At 72.3% G+C, this 15,124-nt stretch carries 15 protein-coding genes; 1 reads left to right on the top strand and 14 read right to left on the bottom strand.

Going from position 1 to position 15,124, the window contains the following annotated elements; translation table 11 throughout:
* Positions 1-385: 385 nt before the first annotated feature.
* The 8 genes from CG736_RS05820 to CG736_RS05785 form a co-directional block, all read right to left on the bottom strand.
* Positions 386-1,231, bottom strand: coding sequence for an AAA family ATPase (locus CG736_RS05820; RefSeq protein ID WP_232733829.1), 846 nt, complete (start codon positions 1,229-1,231; stop codon positions 386-388).
* Positions 1,232-1,304: 73 nt separating this feature from the next.
* A complete protein-coding gene (gene aroQ, locus CG736_RS05815; protein WP_100585096.1) occupies positions 1,305-1,751 on the bottom strand; it encodes a type II 3-dehydroquinate dehydratase in 447 nt (148 codons plus the stop codon).
* Complete coding sequence (aroB, locus tag CG736_RS05810; protein ID WP_100585095.1) at positions 1,748-2,839, bottom strand: 3-dehydroquinate synthase; 1,092 nt, start codon at positions 2,837-2,839, stop codon at positions 1,748-1,750. The genes aroQ and aroB overlap by 4 nt, the downstream gene beginning before the upstream one ends.
* Positions 2,832-3,356: a shikimate kinase gene (locus tag CG736_RS05805; protein ID WP_100585094.1), complete on the bottom strand. Its 525-nt coding sequence runs from the start codon at positions 3,354-3,356 to the stop codon at positions 2,832-2,834. The genes aroB and CG736_RS05805 overlap by 8 nt, the downstream gene beginning before the upstream one ends.
* On the bottom strand, positions 3,353-4,537 hold the full coding sequence (aroC, locus tag CG736_RS05800; protein ID WP_100585093.1) for a chorismate synthase: 1,185 nt from the start codon (positions 4,535-4,537) through the stop codon (positions 3,353-3,355). Before aroC ends, CG736_RS05805 begins: the two co-directional genes overlap by 4 nt.
* Positions 4,538-4,768: 231 nt before the next feature.
* Positions 4,769-5,599 carry a shikimate dehydrogenase gene (locus CG736_RS05795; protein ID WP_100585092.1) on the bottom strand — a complete coding sequence of 277 codons (831 nt, stop codon included), beginning with the start codon at positions 5,597-5,599 and terminating at the stop codon, positions 4,769-4,771.
* Entirely contained in the window at positions 5,596-6,069 is a 474-nt protein-coding gene (locus CG736_RS05790; RefSeq protein WP_100585091.1) for a GNAT family N-acetyltransferase, read from the bottom strand. The genes CG736_RS05795 and CG736_RS05790 overlap by 4 nt, the downstream gene beginning before the upstream one ends.
* Positions 6,066-6,878 (bottom strand): ABC transporter ATP-binding protein, encoded by an 813-nt coding sequence (locus tag CG736_RS05785; protein WP_100585591.1) that lies wholly within the window; start codon positions 6,876-6,878, stop codon positions 6,066-6,068. The genes CG736_RS05790 and CG736_RS05785 overlap by 4 nt, the downstream gene beginning before the upstream one ends.
* Positions 6,879-7,080: 202 nt before the next feature.
* On the opposite strand from CG736_RS05785, the gene CG736_RS05780 reads away from it, so the two are divergent.
* The gene (locus CG736_RS05780; RefSeq protein ID WP_100585090.1) at positions 7,081-7,467 is read left to right on the top strand and encodes a peptidoglycan-binding protein; all 387 of its coding nucleotides are present in this window, start codon (positions 7,081-7,083) and stop codon (positions 7,465-7,467) included.
* A 49-nt stretch (positions 7,468-7,516) separates the two neighbouring features.
* Here CG736_RS05780 and mltG (CG736_RS05775) read toward each other — a convergent pair whose 3' ends face one another.
* From mltG (CG736_RS05775) to CG736_RS05750, 6 genes are all read right to left on the bottom strand, one after another.
* On the bottom strand, positions 7,517-9,493 hold the full coding sequence (gene mltG / locus CG736_RS05775) for an endolytic transglycosylase MltG (RefSeq protein WP_100585089.1): 1,977 nt from the start codon (positions 9,491-9,493) through the stop codon (positions 7,517-7,519).
* Positions 9,494-9,603: 110 nt separating this feature from the next.
* On the bottom strand, positions 9,604-10,797 hold the full coding sequence (mltG, locus tag CG736_RS05770) for an endolytic transglycosylase MltG (protein ID WP_232733828.1): 1,194 nt from the start codon (positions 10,795-10,797) through the stop codon (positions 9,604-9,606).
* Positions 10,798-10,884: 87 nt separating this feature from the next.
* Entirely contained in the window at positions 10,885-11,376 is a 492-nt protein-coding gene (gene ruvX / locus CG736_RS05765) for a Holliday junction resolvase RuvX (protein WP_229847633.1), read from the bottom strand.
* Positions 11,373-14,039: an alanine--tRNA ligase gene (gene alaS, locus CG736_RS05760; protein ID WP_100585088.1), complete on the bottom strand. Its 2,667-nt coding sequence runs from the start codon at positions 14,037-14,039 to the stop codon at positions 11,373-11,375. The genes ruvX and alaS overlap by 4 nt, the downstream gene beginning before the upstream one ends.
* Entirely contained in the window at positions 14,039-14,470 is a 432-nt protein-coding gene (locus CG736_RS05755) for a DUF6167 family protein (RefSeq protein WP_100585087.1), read from the bottom strand. Before CG736_RS05755 ends, alaS begins: the two co-directional genes overlap by 1 nt.
* Before the next feature lie 5 nt (positions 14,471-14,475).
* Positions 14,476-14,952, bottom strand: coding sequence for a DUF948 domain-containing protein (locus CG736_RS05750; protein ID WP_100585086.1), 477 nt, complete (start codon positions 14,950-14,952; stop codon positions 14,476-14,478).
* Positions 14,953-15,124 lie beyond the last annotated feature (172 nt).

Below are 15,124 nucleotides of genomic sequence, written 5' to 3'. Positions count from 1 at the left end.
TCGCACAGCGACAGCCCGCGAAGCGGAAAGCTCGCACAGCGACAGCCCGCGAAGCGGAAAGCTCGCACAGCGACAGCCCGCGAAGCGGAAAGCTCGCACAGCGACAGCCCGCGAAGCGGAAAGCTCGCACAGCGACAGCCCGCGAAGCGGAAAGCTCGCACAGCGACAGCCCGCGAAGCGGAAAGCTCGCACAGCGACAGCCCGCGAAGCGGAAAGCTCGCACAGCGACAGCCCGCGAAGCGGAAAGCTCGCACAGCGACAGCCCGCGAAGCGGAAAGCTCGCACAGCGACAGCCCGCGAAGCGGACCAGGCCCAGGCCCAGGCCCAGGCCCAGGCCCAGGCCCAGGCGGTGAACAGCGAAGGCCTGCGGGGCGTTCCGGTGGGGTCAGCGCTGGTGGAGGCGGGTGAGGATGGCCTGGTCGAGGGCGGCGGCGGTCTCGGGGACGGTGAGGTTGGAGTTGTCGATGATGGGGAGGCCGGAGGTGCGCCAGCCGGCCATGCGGCCGTGGATGCGGGCCACCTCGTCGTCGGAGAGGCGGCGGTTGCCGGAGCGTTCGGCGTTGCGGGTGAGGACGCGGTCGAGGCCGGGGAGGAGGACGACGGGGATCATGCCGGGGCCGATGTGGCGTTTCCAGCCGCCGAGGCCGATCGCGGGGCGGTCGGGGAAGACGGCGTCGTCGATGATGCAGGAGATGCCGTTGGCGAGGTAGTTGCGGCAGGCGAAGCCGCAGGTGCGGCGGGCGAGGCGGTACTGGGCCTCGGAGGCGGTGTTCCAGCCGGACTGCGGGTTGGCGAAGCCGGCCTGGACCCATTCGCGGACGTCGTCGAGGCTGATGTGCGCGGTGGGGGTGGGGCGGCGTTCGGCCCAGTGGCGGGCGACGGTGGTCTTGCCGGCGCCGGCGGGGCCTATCAGGAGGACGGCGATCGGGCCGGTGGGCAGGGGGGCGGGCAGCGCGGGCATCGGCGGTGGCGGGGCGGGGAGTTGGACGGCGCCGCCGCTGGCGAGCACGAAGTATCCGGTGCCGCTGGGGGCGACGGGGGCGACGGCCTTGAGCGGGACGGTCGGCCGGTCGGGTCGGGGCGCGGTCGGTCCGAGGGTGGGGATCGCCTGGGTGGTGGCGGGCAGCGGCGTTGCGGGGTACGGCTGTTGAGGGGCCGTCGGAAACGGCGGCGTGCCCTGGCCCCCCGGCACCTGGCCCCCCGGCTGGTGGCTCTGCGCGTACTGGCTCACCGTCACCTCCCTGCGCCGAATGTACACGTCGGCCCGGTGGCGGGCACAAGTCCGCCACCGGGCCGGAGGCCGCTCAGCGGGTGGTCAGTTGCTCCGCGAGCGCCCGCAGGGCGAGTTCGTAGGAGCCGAGGCCGAAGCCCGCGATGGTGCCGGAGGCGACGGCCGCGATGACCGAGGTGTGGCGGAAGGTCTCGCGGGTGTACGGGTTGGAGATGTGCACCTCGATGAGGGGGGCGGTGCGCTGTGCGGCGGCGTCCCGCATCGCGTACGAGTAGTGCGTGAACGCGCCGGGGTTGATCACCACCGGGGTCTTGGCGTCCGCCGCCTCGTGCAGCCAACCGACCATCTCCGCCTCGGAGTTGGTCTCCCGTACCGAGACGTCCAGGCCGAGTTCGAGCCCCAGCGCGGTGCACCGGGCGACCAGCCCCGCGTACGAGGTGGAGCCGTACACGTCGGGTTCGCGGGAGCCGAGCCGGCCGAGGTTCGGGCCGTTCAGGACGAGCACCGGGACGGCGGTCATCCGGAGACCTCGGCGTACGCGGCGACCAGCAGCGACGGGTCGGGGCCCTCCAGGACGGAGGTCTTGGCGAGGCCGTCGAGGACGATGAAGCGCAGCAGGTCGCCGCGGGACTTCTTGTCGATCTTCATGGCGTCCAGCAGCTTCGGCCAGGCGTCCGCCCGGTAGCTGAGCGGCAGGCCGACGGAGGCCAGCACGGTGCGGTGCCGGTCGGCGGTGGCGTCGTCCAACCGTCCGGCGAGGCGGCCGAGTTCGGCGGCGAACACCATGCCGATGGAGATCGCCGCGCCGTGCCGCCACTTGTAGCGCTCGTTGCGCTCGATGGCGTGGCCGAGGGTGTGGCCGTAGTTGAGGATCTCCCGGCGGCCGGACTCCTTGAGGTCGCCGGAGACCACGTCGGCCTTGACCTGGATGGCCCGGCGGATGAGTTCCAGGGTGTGCGGGCCGGAGGGGGTGGTGGCGGCCGCGGGGTCCTGCTCGATCAGGTCGAGGATGACCGGGTCGGCGATGAAACCGGCCTTGATCACCTCGGCCAGGCCGGAGACGTAGTCGTGCTTGCCGAGGGTCTCCAGGGTGCCGAGGTCGGCCAGCACGCCCGCGGGCGGGTGGAAGGCGCCGACCATGTTCTTGCCCTCGGCGATGTTGATGCCGGTCTTGCCGCCGACCGCGGCGTCGACCATGCCGAGCAGCGTGGTGGGCACCGAGATCCAGCGCACTCCGCGCAGCCAGGTGGCGGCGACGAAGCCGGCCAGGTCGGTGGTCGAGCCGCCGCCCAGGCCGATGATCACATCGCTGCGGGTGAAGCCGGTCTGGCCGAGCACCGACCAGCAGTACGCGGCGACCTCTACGCTCTTGGCGTCCTCGGCGTTCGGGACCTGGAGGACGATCGCCTCGTAGCCCTGGTCGACCAGGTCCTCGCGGATCGCCTCGCCGGTGGCCTCCAGCGCCTCCGGGTGGATGATCGCGACGCGCTTCGCCTGCGGGCCGATCAGCGGGGCGAGTTCGCCGAGCAGCTGGTGCCCGATCAGCACCTCGTACGGGGCGTGGCCGTCGCTGCCCGCGACCTGGATGCGGACGATCTGGTCAGTCATGGGGGTTCTTCAACTCCAGTGCTTCGAGTACGGCGTCGGCGACCTGCTCGGGCGTCCGGTCCTGGGTGTCGACCACGGCGGTGGCGACCTCCAGGTACAGCGGGCGGCGGGCCTCCATCAGCTCGCGCCAGCGGGCCCGGGGGTTGACCGCGAGCAGCGGGCGGGGGGCGTCCAGGCCGACCCGCTTGACCGCGTCGGCGAGCGCCACCTCCAGGAACACCACGGGCAGCGGGGCGAGCAGTTCACGGGTGGAGGGGGCCATCACGGCGCCGCCGCCGAGCGCGAGCACGCCGGGGTGAGCCGCGGCGGCGGCCTCGACGGCCTCGCGTTCGAGCTGCCGGAAGTGCGGTTCGCCCTCGTCCACGAAGATCTCCGGGATCGGCTTGCCGGCCGTCCGTTCGATGTCGTCGTCGGTGTCGCGGAACGGCAGGCCGAGTCGCTCGGCGAGGACCCGCCCGACGGTGGACTTGCCACTGCCGGGCGGGCCGACCAGCACCACCACGGGTGAGGTGCTCATCGGACGATCAGGTTGTCGAGGTACGACTGCACGTTGCGGCGGGTCTCGGAGACGTTGTCGCCGCCGAACTTCTCCGCCACCGCGTCGGCCAGCACCAGCGCCACCATCGCCTCCGCGACGATGCCGGCCGCCGGGACGGCGCACACGTCGGACCGCTGGTGGTGCGCCTTTGCGGGCTCGCCGGTGCGCACGTCCAGCGTCTGCAGGGCGCGCGGGACGGTCGCGATCGGCTTCATCGCGGCGCGGACGCGCAGCAGCTCGCCGGTGGACAGGCCGCCCTCGGTGCCGCCGGAGCGGCCGCTGGCGCGCTTGACGCCCTCGGGGGTCGGCAGGATCTCGTCGTGCGCCTGGGAGCCGGGGATCCGGGCCAGCTCGAAGCCGTCGCCGACCTCGACGCCCTTGATCGCCTGGATGCCCATCAGCGCGGCGGCCAGCCGGGCGTCCAGGCGGCGGTCCCAGTGCACGTGCGAACCGAGGCCGACCGGCACCCCGTAGGCCAGCACCTCGACCACACCGCCCAGGGTGTCGCCGTCCTTGTGGGCCTGGTCGATCTCGGCGACCATCGCCTTCGACGCGTCGGCGTCCAGGCAGCGCACCGGGTCCTCGTCGAGCCGGGCCTCGTCGGCGGGCAGCGGCAGCACCCCGGCCGGGGCCTTGGCGGCGGCCAGCTCCACCACGTGGCTGACGATCTCGATGCCGCAGGTCTCCTTCAGGTAGGAGCGGGCGACGGCGCCGAGCGCGACCCGGGCCGCGGTCTCCCGGGCGCTGGCGCGCTCCAGGATCGGCCGGGCCTCGTCGATCGAGTACTTCTGCATGCCGGCCAGGTCTGCGTGGCCCGGGCGGGGCCGGGTCAGCGGCTCGTTGCGGGCCAGGCCCGCGAGCACCTCGGGGTCGACCGGGTCGGCCGACATGACCTGCTCCCACTTCGGCCACTCGGTGTTGCCGACCATGACCGCCACCGGCGAGCCCATGGTCTCACCGTGCCGGACACCGCCGAGGAAGGTCACCTCGTCCTGCTCGAACTTCATCCGCGCGCCGCGACCATAGCCGAGCCGCCGGCGGGCCAGCGCGTCGGCCACCATGGCGGTGGTGACCGGCACTCCGGCCGGCAGGCCCTCCAGCGTCGCGACCAGAGCGGGGCCGTGCGACTCCCCCGCCGTCAGCCAGCGCAAGCTACCCACCGAAAAGCTCCTTCGTCAGCGGCCCGCACGCCGTGAACGGCGACCGGTCCGGCGTCTCGTCCTGCCCGGCCGCGGAACGCGGCGGGGCAAGCACCGATCCTTTCACGTCCGGAGGGCGGTCGGAGGCACGGTCCGCGTGGCGGACAGTGAGCGTCCGCCGCCGACGCCCGAACGGACCGGCGAAGCCGCAGTTCAGCGGCGCCCGCGACGGCCCGCGACGCGGGCGCCGTCTCAGGACGAGGACGCCAGCGCCGCCTCGCCGGCCGCCCGCATCGCCGCCAGCGGGCCGTGCTCGACGCCGGTGAACCGCTCGAACTGGAGCACCGCCTGGTGCACCAGCAGGTCCAGCCCGCCCAGCACCGTGCCGCCGCGCTCCAGGCAGGCCGCGGCCAGCGCGGTCGGCCACGGGTGGTACAGCACGTCGAACAGCACCCCGGGGGCACCGGTCAGCTGCGCGGCGAAACCGTCGGTGGCGCCGACCGGCGTGGTGGAGACGGTCAGCGGACCGGCCAGCGCCCGCGCCGCGTCCGCCCAGTCGGCGGTGCGCACCGCCACCCCGAGCTTCTCCCCCAACTCCCGCATTTCGGCGGCCCGTTCGGCACTGCGCACGTACACCGTGACCTCGCCGTCGCAGATCTGGCCGAGCGCGGCCAGCGCGGACGAGGCGGTGGCCCCGGCGCCCAGCACCGCCGCCGACCCGACCCGACCGACGCCGCGCTCGCGCAGCGCGTTGACCAGTCCGGGGACGTCGGTGTTGTCACCGTGCCGCCGCCCGTCCGGGCCGAACACCACGGTGTTGACGGCGTCCACGGACCGTGCGGTGTCACTGACGGTGTCCAGCAGCGGCAGGATCGCCCGCTTCAGCGGCATGGTCAGCGACAGGCCCGCCCAGTCGGCGTCCAGCCCGGTGACGAACGCCTCCAGACCGGCCTCGTCGATCTCGTACCGGTCGTAGCGCCACCCGTCCATCCCGAGCGCGGCGTAACCGGCCCGGTGCAGGGCGGGCGAGAGCGAGTGGGCGATCGGCGAGCCGAGGACGGCGGCCCGGTGCGGGTTGGTCACGACACGATCCTTCGGGGAGTTCGGTGCAGGTGGACGTCGATCGGGTCCTCGGACGCGAAGGCGAAGCCGTGCCGTTCGTACAGGCGGCGGGCGGGGCTGCCCTGCAGCACGGTCAGCCGGACGGCCAGTCCGGCGGCGTCGGCGTCGTCCAGCGCGGCGCGCAGCACGGCGGTGCCGAGACCGCGGCCGTGCAGCGCCGGGGCGAGGTAGAAGTGCTCCAGCACCAGGGCGCCGGGCCGGCGCTCGTCCGGGCGGAGCGCCAGGCAGCCGGCCGGCGGCGGGGAGCCGGGCACCTCCAGCACCGAGGTGTGCGCCGGGCGGTACCCGTCGCGCATCCGCTGCCGGACCCGGTGCTCGTCGTACCGGCCGAGACGCTCCAGGTCGGGGCGCATCGCCGCCGCCCGCAGCTCGACCAGCGGCTCCAGGTCGGCGTCGGTGGCGGGACGCAGCGTCCAGGACCCGACGGTCACGGGGTGTCCCGGCGGGTGCGGGCGGTCCAGCGGCCCTCGCTGTGACCGATCCGGATCGGGTGGCGGAAGCAGTCGGACACCAACTCGGTGGTGAGCACCTCGGCGGCGGGGCCGACCGCGGTGACCAGGCCGTCGCGCAGCAGCAGTGCGTGGCTGGTGGTCTCCGGCAGCTCCTCCAGATGGTGGGTGACCAGCACCGAGGCGACCTCGGGGAACCGGCGGCGCAGCCCGTCCAGGCTCTCCAGCAGCTGCTCGCGCGCCGTCAGGTCGAGGCCGGTGGCGGGCTCGTCGAGCAGCAGCAGCCGGGGCTCGGGCATCAGCGCGCGGGCGATCAGCACCCGGCCGCGCTCGCCCTGGGACAGCGTCGTCCAGGCACTGTCCGCGCGATGCGCGACGCCCAGCGTGTGGATCAACTCCTCGGCGTGGTCGAGCTGTTCGGCCGTGGGCTTGCGGAACGGATCCGGCTCGATGGACTGCGTGGTCCCGGTCAGCACCACCTGACGCACCGTCAACGGCGAACGCAGCGGGTGCCGCGGATTCACGTGCCCGAGATGCGCCCGCAACTCCCGCACATCGACCTTGCCGAGCTGCCGCCCCAACACCCGCACCGCCCCCGCAGTGGGGTGCTCGACCGCCCCCAGCAACGACAGCAACGTACTCTTGCCCGCCCCGTTCGCCCCGAGCACCGCCCAGTGCTCGCCGGCCCGGACGGTCAGCGACACGTCTTTCAGCAGGTACCGGCCGCCCCGCACCACGTCCACGTGGGCGGCTTCCAGAAGGGCCGGGTCCGGGCACTGCAAGGTCTCCATCCGGATCACGCTACCCGCTACCCCCGGCTGCCCCGCAAAGCCGTTCCGCCCACCGGACACCCCTGCGCCCGGAGCATCGACGGGTGATTCGGACAGATGTGCCGAAGGTTTTGGCCATCCCCGGCGAACGGACGTATACCGAGTCCCGGACGAAAGAGGATGCAACGCAATCGAACGGTTTCGACAACCCAAAGGACACGCAATGCTTCGCACCGTACGCGTTGTCGCTGCAGCAGCTCTGACCTTGTCGGGACTGTGGCTGGGCGCCGCCCAGGCATCCGCGGCCTCGCTGCCGTCCTGCACAGTCGCCGTGCCCAACCTCGGAGTCTTCTTCCCCGGCACGTCGAGCGGTTCGACCGACTGCATGCTGGGAGTGGGCAACCAGAGCGAGGCGGTCAACGTTCTGCAGAGCGCCATGACGTACTGCAATGGCGAGAACGTCGCCATCGACGGCGTCTTCGGCCCTGCTACCAAGAACGCGCTCATCCGGCTGCAGAGCCGCTTGGGCGTGGCTGCGGACGGGGTCTACGGCCCGCAGACTCGGAACGCGATGCACTTCATGTACTTCAACGGCGGCGGGTGCCGGTAGCACTGACACGACGGTGCGGCCAGTCGTACTGACCGGCCGCACCCGCGGCTCACTTGCAGACGACCTGCTTCGCGTCGTACTGCTTGCCCTTCGCGATGCACCAGTCCTCGGTGTTCTTCGCGTGCTCCTTGTCGGTGACGGCGAACTTGGTCTCCGACGGCGAGACCGCCAGCCAGTACACCCAGTCACCCGGAGTCGGGTCGAGAACCGCCTTGATCGCATCCTCGCCCGGGTTGGAGATCGGAGTGGGCGGCAGGCCGGGGTTCATGTTCGTGTTGTACCTCAGCGAGCGGTCGTTGATCTCCTGGTAGGTCAACTCCTTGCGGCCCAACTGGTACTGCAGCGTGGTGTCCAGGCCGAGCTTGTGCCCGGTGACATTGGTGGTCAGGCGGTTGGACATGGCCCGCGCCATCTTGCCGAAGTCCACCGAGTTGTTGCCCTCGGCCTGCAGGATCGACGCCTCGGTGATCACCTCGTAGGCGTTCTTCAGACCGGCCTTCTGCGCCGCCTCGTCCAGCTTGAGCTCGTTATAGCGCTGGACGGCGTTGGTCACCATCTGCTTGAGCAGATCCTCGGGCTTCATGCCGTCGGTGACGGAGTACCGGGCCGGGTAGAGGAAGCCCTCGGGGTTGTTGTTGGCGTACGCGGGCAGGCCGAGGTTCCCGGCCTGGTCCTTGGCGACCTTCGCGGTGGCGCCCTTGTCCAGCTTCAGCTTCTCGTCGATCTTGGTGTAGATGTCGACGGCCTTCATGCCCTCCGGGAGGATCAGCACGTTGCCGCCGTTGGACTCCACCAGCTCCTGGACGGCCGCCGCGCCGGACATCTCATGCTTCATGGTGTAGATGCCTGGCTGGATACCTCGAGCCTTCGGGTTCTTGTCGTACGCGATGGTGAACGCCTTGATGCTCTTCACCACGCCGGCATCTCTCAGCACCTTCGCGATGTCGCCGCCGACCGCGCCGGAGGCGACGGTGATGTTGACCGAGCCGGTTCCCTCACCCTTGAAGTCCGGCGGCGGGCCGAAGCGCGACTGGTACTGGCCGTAGCCCCACCAGCCGGCGCCGCCGGTCGCGCCGAGCAGGACCAGGGCGACCACCAGGCAGGCGCCGCTGTTGCGGCGGCCCGACTTCTTGCCCTTCTCCTTGCGCTTGCGCTCGGCCTCGCGGGAGTTGTCCTGCTCGGAGAGGAACGAGCTGTGCTCCTCCTCGGCGTACTCGTCCTCGGCCCACTGCTCGGACTCGTCGGCGTGCTCGTCGTACCGGTCCGGCTCGGCCGGGGCGGGCACCGCCGCCGGGTTGTCGAGCGCAGCCGCCTCCGCCTCCCAGTCGATCCCGTCCGGACCGGGCCCGCCGACCGGCTCGGCCCGCCGGACCTGCGGCCCCGCCGCCTGGGGCTGCACCGGCTGCGGCACACCCTGCTGCGCCATGCCCTGCTGAGGCATCGCCTGCTGCGGCATGCCCTGCGGTATCGGCTGTGCCATCCCCTGCTGGACGAACTGCTGCTGACCGCCCAGGCTCGCGCCGCGCTGCTGCGGGTAGCCCTGGCCGCCCATCGGCATCTGCTGCTGCTGCTGCGTCGCCGGCCCGGGCGGGAAGCCCTGCTGCTGACCGAACTGCTGCTGTGCGAACGGCTGTTGGCCACCCTGCGGCATGCCCTGCGGGGGCATCGCCTGCGGCTGTCCGGACTGCTGCTGCGGGTAACCCTGCGGCTGCTGCTGGCCGAACTGCTGCTGCGGATAGCCCTGGCCGCCCATCGGCATCTGCTGCTGGGGCGGAAAGCCCTGCTGCGGCATGCCCTGTTGCGGCATCCCTTGCTGCGGCATGCCCTGTTGCGGCATCTGCTGCTGGGGCATCCCCTGCGGCGGCACCATGCCCTGGCCCTGCGGCGGCACCCCCTGCTGCTGCACGTACCCCTGCGGGTACTGCTGGCCGAGGTCCTGCTGACCGTACTGCGGGGGCTGCTGCTGCTCGCCGGGGAACCACGCCTGGTCGCCCTGGGCACCGTAGCGCCCGCTCTGATCAGTCATCGATCCCCTTACCGCGTCCAGGGTGTCCGTCGAACCGGCGTGCTAGTGCCGCCTCTGCTGGGAGACGTTACCGTACCGCAGCGTAGCCACCGGGCGTCACTGCCTGTTGTTCAGGGGACGTCCGGTGAGGAGCCGGCGGCGCTCGGGGACGGGTTCTGTGCACGGTGTGCGTTGAACTCGTCGACGTTCTTCCGTTGTTGGTCGGAACTGTCGGTGAACCGGGTGTCACCGGGTTGGACGGTCACGAAGTACAGCCAGTCACCGTCGGCGGGGTGGATGGCGGCGTGCAGCGCGTCCCGGCCGGGGTTGCCGATGGGGGTGGGCGGCAGGCCGGGGTGGGCGTAGGTGTTGAACGGGGAGTCGAGCTTGGTGTCGGTCACGGTGGTGGTGAGGGTGGACCGGCCGAGCGCGTAGTTGATGGTGGAGTCGAGCTGCAGCGGCATGTTCTTGGCGAGCCGGTTGTAGACGACCCGGGCGACCTTGGCCATGTCCTCGGGGTTGTCGGCCTCGGCCTGGGCGAGGCTGGCGATGACGAGCAGGCCGTAGGGCGTGACGTTGTTGTTGGCGGCGGCCTCGTTGACGGTGGTGCCGTCGAGCCGTCCGGTGGCCTCCTTCACCATCTCCTGGAGCAGGCCGAGCGGGGTGCTCTCGCCGGTGATGGGGTAGGTCGCCGGGAACAGGTAGCCCTCGGGGTGGCCGCTCGCGTCGGGGGGCAGGCCGAGGTCGGCGAGGTGCTCCTCGGCGGCGGCCTGGGTGGTTCCGGCGGGCAGGCCGAGCCGGGTGTCGATGGCGGCGTAGACCCTGGTGGTGCGCCAGCCCTCGGGGATGGTCAGGGCGTTGGCGTTGGCGGGGTCGAGCAGCACGTTGAGCGCGGCGGCCGCCGACATCTTCTCCCTGAGGGTGTACGTGCCGGGGTGGATCCGGTTGCCGGCCGGGCTCTTGGCGGCCGCCTCGGTGAACGCCCGGGTGGAGGCGATCACGTGTTTGGCCGTCAGGGTCCTGCCGATCTGGGTGATGCTGGCGCCCTGGGCCACCGACACCTGCACCCGGCCGGTGCCGCCGCCCACGTAGTCGGCGGCGGGCTTCTTGCCTTCGGGCCAGACCAGGAACAGCGCCACGGCGGCGGCCATCGCCACGCCGAGCAGGCCGGCCACGCTGAGGCAGCAGGCCGCGCCGGTGCGCAGCCGTCCCGGGTCGGGCGGTTCGACGCCGTACGGCAGTCCGGGCGGGGCGCCCTCGGGTTCGAGCACGGGGGCGCCGAGGTGACCGGGCGTCAGTCCGGGTGCGGTGTACGGGTCGGTCACGGCGGGGCCTCCGGCGGCGGGCATGCGATCGGGGCCCGTGCGGACGCGCGTCCGCACGGGCCCCGATCGGAACCTAGACCTGACCGGTCAGACCACCGGCTCGACACTCTCACCGGGTGCGCGGCCGCTCACCCGTTCGGTCTCAAGCGCGGCCTGGAGGATGACCACGGCCGCGGCCTGGTCGATCACCGAGCGGCCCTTCTTCGAGGACCGGCCGGAGGCGCGCAGCCCGGCGGCGGCGGTGACGGTGGTCATCCGCTCGTCCACCAGCCGCACGCCGACCGGGGCGACCAGCGCGGCCAGCCGGCCCGCGTAGTCGCGGACCTTGGCGGCGGCCGGGCCCTCCTTGCCGCTCAGCGAGCGCGGGAGGCCGACCACCATCTCGATCGCGTCGTACTCCTCGACGATCGCCTTGAGCCTGGCCTGCGAGCGGCCCCCGGCGGGGACGGTCTCCACGGGCGTGGCGATCAGCCCGTCGGGGTCGCAGACCGCGACCCCGATCCGGGCGTCGCCGACGTCCACGGCGATCCGCCGGCCGCGCCGGAAGACCTTCTCCTCGATGTTGTGCTCCTCGCTCACGCGCGCTCGGCCACCAGTGCCCGGACGGCCTCGATCGCCTCGCCGACGGCGGCCGGGTTGCTGCCGCCGCCCTGCGCCATGTCGTCCTTGCCGCCACCGCCGCCGCCGAGCGCCTTCGCCGCGGCGCGAACCAGCTCGCCGGCCTTGATGCCGCGGGCGCGGGCGTCCTCGCTGGTGGTGATGACGGTCAGCGGGCGGTCATTGGCGACGGTGAACGCGGCGACCACGGACGGGCGGTTGCCGAGCCGGCCGCGGACGTCCAGCACCAGCTTGCGCAGCTCGTCCGCGCCGATGCCGTCACCGACCCGGGCGGCGACCAGGGCCACGCCCCGGACGTCCTCCGCGCCCTCGGCGAGGCCCGCGGCGGCCTGCAGCACCTTCTCGGCGCGGAACTTCTCGATCTCCTTCTCGGCGTCCTTGAGCTTGGTGAGCATGCCGGAGATCTTCTCCGGCAGCTCCTCCGGGCGGCCCTTGACCAGCTCGGTGAGCTGGGAGACCACGGTGTGCTCGCGGGCCAGGAACTTGTACGCGTCGACGCCGACCAGCGCCTCCACGCGGCGCACGCCGGAGCCGATCGAGGACTCGCCGAGCAGCTTCACCAGGCCCAGCTGGGCGGTGTTGCCGACGTGGGTGCCGCCGCACAGCTCCTTGGAGAAGTCGCCGATGGTGACCACGCGCACCGCGTCGCCGTACTTCTCGCCGAACATCGCGATGGCGCCCTGCTTGCGGGCCTCGTCCATCGTCATGACCTCGGCGGTGACGTCGAGTTCACGGGTCAGCACGTCGTTGATCTTCTGCTCGACGTCGACCAGCACGCTGCCGGGCACGGCGGCGGGCGAGCCGAAGTCGAAGCGGAAGCGGCCCGGCGCGTTCTCGGAGCCGGCCTGGGCGGCCGTCGGGCCGAGCGCGTCGCGCAGCGCCTGGTGGGTCAGGTGGGTCGCCGAGTGGGCGCGGGCGATGGCCCGGCGGCGCTCGGTGTCGATGGTGGCGTACGCGGACGCGCCGAGCACCACCTCGCCGAACAGCACCCCGCCGGAGTGCACGATGACGCCCGGCACCGGCTGCTGCACGTCGCGGATCTCGACGACCGCGCCGGAGTCCAGCCGGATCCGGCCGTGGTCGGCGAGCTGGCCGCCGCCCTCGGCGTAGAACGGGGTACGGTCGAGGATCAGCTCGACCTCGTCGCCCTCGCTCGCGGCCGGCGCAGGGACGCCGTCCACCAGCAGGCCGACCACGGTGGCCTCGCCCTCGGTGTGGTGGTAGCCGGTGAAGACGGACGCACCGGCGCTGTCGGCGACCTCGCGGTACGCGGCGACGTCGGCGTGGCCCATCTTCTTCGCCTTGGCGTCCGCCTTGGCGCGGTCCCGCTGCTCCTGCATCAGGCGGCGGAAGCCGGCCTCGTCGACCTGGAGGCCCTGCTCCTCGGCCATCTCCAGGGTGAGGTCGATCGGGAAGCCGTAGGTGTCGTGCAGCTTGAACGCCTGCTCGCCGGAGAGCACCACGCTGCCGCCGGCCTTGGTCTCGGTGACCGCGGCGTCCAGCAGGTTGGTGCCGGAGCGCAGGGTCTGCAGGAAGGCGTTCTCCTCGGCGACCACGACCGTCTCGATGCGCTTGCGGTCGGTCTCCAGCTCCGGGTACTGCGGGGCCATCGCCTTGATCGAGATGTCGATCAGGTCCTTGGCGACCTGCCCGGTGGCGCCCAGCAGGCGCATGTTGCGGATCGCCCGGCGCAGGATGCGGCGCAGCACGTAGCCACGGCCCTCGTTGCCGGGGGTGACGCCGTCGCCGACCAGCATCAGCGCGGTGCGGAAGTGGTCGGTGACCACGCGCAGCGAGACGTCCGACTTGTGGTCGGCGCCGTAGGTGTGGCCGGTGAGCTCGGCGGCGCGGTCGAGGATCATCCGGCTGGTGTCGATCTCGAACAGGTTGTCGACGTCCTGCAGGACGGCGGCGAGGCGCTCCAGGCCGAGGCCGGTGTCGATGTTCTTGCTCGGCAGGTCGCCGAGGATCTCGAACCCGTCCTTGCCGTCGCCGTGGCCGCGCTCGTACTGCATGAAGACCAGGTTCCAGATCTCCAGGTAGCGCTCGCCGTTGACCGCCGGGCCGCCCTCCTCGCCGTACGCGGGGCCGCGGTCGTAGTTGATCTCCGAGCACGGGCCGCACGGGCCGGGGACGCCCATCGACCAGAAGTTGTCCTTCATGCCCAGCCGCTGGATCCGCTCGGACGGCACGCCGATGACGTCCCGCCAGATCTGCTCGGCCTCGTCGTCGTCCTTGTAGACGGTGATCCAGAGCTTCTCGGGGTCCAGGCCGTAGCCGCCGTCCGCGACGGAGCCGGTGAGCAGCTCCCAGGCGAACTTGATGGCGCCTTCCTTGAAGTAGTCGCCGAACGAGAAGTTGCCGCACATCTGGAAGAACGAGCCGTGCCGGGTGGTCTTCCCGACCTCCTCGATGTCCAGGGTGCGGACGCACTTCTGCACGCTGGTGGCGCGCGAGAACTGCGGCTTGACCTCGCCGAGGAAGTACGGCTTGAAGGGCACCATGCCGGCGTTGACCAGCAGCAGGGTGGGGTCGTCGGCGACCAGCGAGGCCGACGGTACGACGGTGTGGCCGCGCTCCTCGAAGAAGCGCAGCCAGCGGCGGCGGATCTCTGCCGACTCCATCAGTGGGGGTCCTTCCGATCGGTCGTGCGGCCCGGCAGCTCGCGCTGACGGGGCTTGGCAACGATTTGGGGGGTGGTACGGCGCGTGCCGCGAGACGTGGGCAGGGCGGCGGCCGGGGAGCCCGGGGCCGCCGAGATAGCTCGGTCCCCGCCGGAGCCGGCCGCGCCGCTGAGCGTGCGACGGCGGGGCGGTTCGACGACCGCGGTGCCGTCCAGGCCGAGGTCGGCGCGCAGCTGCTGCTCGCGCTCGGCCATGCCGGTCTTCACGTCGCGGGCGAACTGCCGGGCGGCGTCGCCGAGTTGGAGCGCGCCGCGGGCGGCGGTGCCGGACAGCGAGTCGGGCGTGAGGCGGTGCACCGCCTCGTTGGCCTTGTTCATGGCCCAGACGGTGGCGCCCGCGCCGACCGCCATCCAGAAGATTCTGCGCACCATCGCCGTCAGCCCTTCACGGCCCGGCGCACGCGGGACAGCAGCCCGCCGCGCGGCGCGGTCGCGGCCCGTACCTCGGCCCGGACCAGCCGGGCCAGCTCCTCGCGCTCGCCGCTCTGCTGCGGCACCGCGAGCCCGGCCTGCTGGCGGTTCACGGCCCGGCGCACGCCGTAGCTGAACGCGGCCAGCTTCACCAGCGGCCCGCCGACGGTGGCGGCCACCGTGGAGGACAGCGCCTTGGCGTCGGCCGCGGCGTCCTGGACGTTGGCGGTGATCTCGTCGACCCGCTCCAGCTGCTCGTGCGCGCTGCGGACGGCGGCGTTCGCGTCCTGCAGCAGCGGCACGGCCTGCTCGGTGACGGCGGAGACCAGGACGGTGGCCTCCCGCAGCACCTTGGACAGCCGGACCAGGACCACGGCGAGCAGGGTGACCAGGACCGCCCAGAAGACGGCGACCAGCAGACCGGCCAGCTCTCCCACGGACACCTTCGCGCGCTCCCTCGCCTGTCCCAGTCACACTCGTGCAATTCCGGGGTGCAATCCCAGGCCTGAACCCTACCGTGACTGCCGACCGCTCCCCGACCGGATATCGGCAGGTACGCCCGAGTCCGAACCGGTCGGATGTGCGAACACCGCGCGTAACCTACCGCCCGGTCGC

The sequence above is a fragment of the Kitasatospora sp. CB02891 genome (assembly GCF_002803145.1).
Lineage (GTDB): Bacteria > Actinomycetota > Actinomycetes > Streptomycetales > Streptomycetaceae > Kitasatospora > Kitasatospora griseola.
This window is presented reverse-complemented; position numbering and strand designations above follow the sequence as displayed.

Excerpts from the sequence above, each read along its gene's own strand:
- CG736_RS05780 (WP_100585090.1), top strand. The coding sequence starts at position 7,081 with ATGCTTCGCACCGTACGCGTTGTCGCTGCAGCAGCTCTGACCTTGTCG.
- mltG (WP_100585089.1), bottom strand. The coding sequence starts at position 9,493 with ATGACTGATCAGAGCGGGCGCTACGGTGCCCAGGGCGACCAGGCGTGG.
- aroQ (WP_100585096.1), bottom strand. The coding sequence starts at position 1,751 with ATGACCGCCGTCCCGGTGCTCGTCCTGAACGGCCCGAACCTCGGCCGG.
- CG736_RS05755 (WP_100585087.1), bottom strand. The coding sequence starts at position 14,470 with ATGGTGCGCAGAATCTTCTGGATGGCGGTCGGCGCGGGCGCCACCGTC.
- CG736_RS05785 (WP_100585591.1), bottom strand. The coding sequence starts at position 6,878 with ATGGAGACCTTGCAGTGCCCGGACCCGGCCCTTCTGGAAGCCGCCCAC.
- aroB (WP_100585095.1), bottom strand. The coding sequence starts at position 2,839 with ATGACTGACCAGATCGTCCGCATCCAGGTCGCGGGCAGCGACGGCCAC.
- alaS (WP_100585088.1), bottom strand. The coding sequence starts at position 14,039 with ATGGAGTCGGCAGAGATCCGCCGCCGCTGGCTGCGCTTCTTCGAGGAG.
- CG736_RS05805 (WP_100585094.1), bottom strand. The coding sequence starts at position 3,356 with ATGAGCACCTCACCCGTGGTGGTGCTGGTCGGCCCGCCCGGCAGTGGC.